Genomic DNA, 3,432 nt, shown 5'->3' with positions numbered 1-3,432 from the left:
GGGTATCAAGCCCGATTACGTGATGGGCCATTCGGTAGGCGAGCTGACCGCCGCGCATGTCGCCGGGGTCCTCTCGCTGGAGAACGCAGCGGTATTGGTCGTTGCCCGCGGCCGGTTCATGCAAGCCCTGCCCGATGGCGGGGCGATGGTCGCAGTGCAGGCCACCGAAGACGAAGTGCTGCCACTGCTGAGCGCCGAGGTAGGCATCGCCGCAGTCAACGGTCCGCGATCGGTGGTGGTCTCGGGCGCCGAAGAGGCCGTCACCGCCGTCGCGGAACAGCTGCGGGAACAGGGCCGCCGGGTGCACCGGCTCGCGGTCTCTCACGCCTTCCACTCGCCGTTGATGGAGCCGATGATCGAGGAGTTCCAAACGGTCGCTGCCGGACTCGCCATCGGACAGCCCACCATGCCGATCATCTCGAATCTGACCGGCGAGATGGCGAGCGACGATTTCGCGTCACCGCAGTACTGGACACGCCACATCCGAGAAGCGGTGCGCTTCGCCGACAGCGTTCGCTTCGCACACTCGGCTGGGGCCAACCGTTTCCTCGAGGTAGGGCCCGGCGGCGGCTTGACGACCTCCATCGAGGAGTCGCTGCCGGATGCCGAGCTCATCTCAGTGCCGATGCTGCGTAAAGACCGCCCGGAACCCGCGAGCCTGACCAACGCGGTGGGCCAAGCCTTTGTATCAGGGCTGAGCGTTGACTGGCGCGCCATGCTGCCCGGCGGCAGGTTTCTCGAGTTGCCGACGTATGCCTTTGAGCGGCGGCGGTTTTGGCTTTCCAGTGACGGCGCAGCGGCCGACGCTGCCGGTCTGGGGCTTTCGGCCAGCGACCATCCGTTGCTGGGTGCGGTCGTGGAATTGCCGACCTCGGGTGGGGTGGTCTTGACTGGTCGGCTCTCGGTGTCCTCGCAGGCATGGTTGGCCGATCACGCCGTCGAAGGTGTGGTGATCTTCCCCGGAGCCGGTTTTGTGGAGCTGGTGATCCGCGCCGGCGACCAAGTCGGGTGCGGTGTCGTCGAGGAACTGATGTTGGCGGCGCCGTTGGTGGTGCCGGCAACGGGCTCGGTTGCCGTCCAGGTGGTCGTGGGCGGCGCCGATCAGTCGGGTTCTCGTGAGGTGTCCGTATTTTCGCGTTCCGCCACCGGCTCGGGCTGGGTGCTGCACGCCGAAGGAATCGTGCGCGCCGGAACAGCCGAGCCGGGCACCGAGTTGTCGGCGTGGCCGCCGCCCGGTGCTGCGCCGGTCGACCTGGCCGATTGTTACGAGCGGTTGACGGCACGCGGGTATGGGTACGGGCCAGCGTTCCAGGGACTGACGGCGGTGTGGCGCCGCGGCGACGAGGTGTTCGCCGAAGTGGCGTTGCCGGCGGACGCGGAAGTTTCGCCGGCAGGCTTCGGGGTTCATCCGGCGATCTTGGATGCGGCGTTGCATGCACTGCTGGTGGCCGGTGAAGCCGACGGCGTCGACGGCGGGGTACTGGTGCCGTTCTCCTGGCAGCGGGTGTGCTTGCATGCCGCTGGCGCGTCGGCGGTGCGGGCACGCATCGTGCCGGTCGGGCCGTCGTCGGTGTCGATCGAGCTCACCGATGGGTTGGGTTTGCCGGTGTTGTCGGTGGGCGCGATGGTGGCCCGCCCGGTCACTGGTGAACAGTTGCGAGCAGCGTTGTCAGGCTCGGGTCCGGACCGGCTGTTCGAGGTGGACTGGTCACCGCACCCCTCAGCGTCGCCGGCACCCGTGTCCTGGGAGCACTGGCCCGGCCCCGACGCGGCCGAGTCACCCGAATCTCCCGTTGCCACATATATTTTCGAGTCTGAGCCAGTGGAGGGATTGGCCGGGGTCTACGCGGCTACGCATGCGGCGTTGACGGTGGTGCAGTCTTGGCTGGCCCGCGACGGTGCCAGCATGCTGGTGGTGGTTACCCGCGGCGCGATCGCGCTCGCGGGGGAGACAATCACGGATTTGGCCGGAGCGGCGGTATGGGGATTGGTGCGGTCGGCGCAAACCGAGCATCCCGGCCGGTTGGTGCTGGCCGACGTCGACGCGCCGATCGACGACGCCGCAGTGGCGTCGATCCTGGCGGCCGGTGAGCCGCAGGTGTGCCTCCGCGGTGGTGTGGTGCAAATTCCGCGCGTGCATGGCAGCCGGGCCGTCGACGGCTTGTTGGTGCCGCCGGCGGACCGGCCTTGGCGGCTAGGGCTTACCAGCGCCGGCACCTTCGACAACGTGATACTCGAACCGATTCCCGACGCCGATACACCGCTGCAGTCGGGCCAGGTGCGGGTTGCGACGCAGGCCATCGCTGCCAACTTCCGTGACGTCATGATCACCCTCGGTCTTTACCCCGACGACGACGCGGTCATGGGCATCGAAGCCGCCGGCGTCGTCGTTGAAAGCGCCTCCGGCGATCGGGGTTTCGCGGTCGGTGACCGAGTGATGGGGCTCTTCCCGGAAGGCACCGGCACCTTGGCGATCACCGACGAGCGGTTGCTGATGAAAGTCCCGGCGGGATGGTCGTACGCCGACGCCGCCACAGTCTCCGTCGTGTTCGCCACCGCTTACTACGCGTTGTCGTGGCTGGCTGACGTCCAACCCGGGCAGCGCGTGTTGATCCACGCCGCTACCGGCGGGGTGGGCATGGCCGCGGTGCAGTTGGCCCGCCATTGGGGGCTGGAGGTGTTCGCCACCGCCAGCCGTGGCAAGTGGGACACCTTGCGCGCCATGGGTTTCGACGACGACCACATCGCCGATTCCCGCAGCCTGGAGTTCGAGGACAAGTTCCGGAGCGTCACCGGCGGGCGCGGCGTGGACGTCGTGCTCGATTCGCTGGCCGGCGAGTTCGTCGACGCCTCACTGCGACTGGTCGCGCCCGGCGGGATCTTCTTGGAAATGGGCAAGACCGACATCCGCGACCCCGGAGTGGTGGCCCAACAACGCCCGGGCGTGCGCTACCGCGCCTTCGACCTGTTCGAGGCCGGCGCCGACGGGATCCAGCGCATTCTCACCGACCTGACCACGATGTTCGCTGCTCGGGTCCTGCGCCCGCTTCCGGTGACGGGGTTTGATATTCGGCGGGCGCCGGCGGCGTTGCGGTATTTGAGTCAGGCCCGTCATGTCGGCAAGGTGGTGTTGACCATGCCGGATGTGTGGGCGGCGGGCACGGTGTTGATCACCGGTGGCACGGGGATGGCGGGTTCGGCGCTGGCCCGGCATGTGGTTGCCCGCCATGGGGTGCGGCATGTGGTGTTGGTGAGCCGCCGTGGTGTGGAGGCGCCGGGGGCCGGCGAGTTGGTGGGTGAGTTGGGTGAATCCGGGGCGCAGGTGCGGGTGGTGGCTTGTGATGCGGCGGATCGGCAGGCGTTGGCGAAGGTGATTTCCGATATTCCGGTGCAGTGGCCGTTGAGTGCGGTGATTCATGCGGCCGGGGTGCT

1 protein-coding gene is annotated in these 3,432 nt (G+C 68.0%); it reads left to right on the top strand.

Annotated elements, in window-relative coordinates:
• Nucleotides 1–3,432 (top strand): acyltransferase domain-containing protein (locus VFA16_RS10245; RefSeq protein WP_324967705.1); only part of this gene is annotated, 3,432 nt, incomplete at both ends.

Origin of the sequence: Mycobacterium sp. (assembly GCF_035653355.1) — a bacterium.
In the GTDB taxonomy this organism is placed as follows: Bacteria; Actinomycetota; Actinomycetes; order Mycobacteriales; family Mycobacteriaceae; genus Mycobacterium.
Note: the sequence above shows the minus strand (reverse complement) of the source record. Positions and strands in the feature narration are given on the sequence as shown.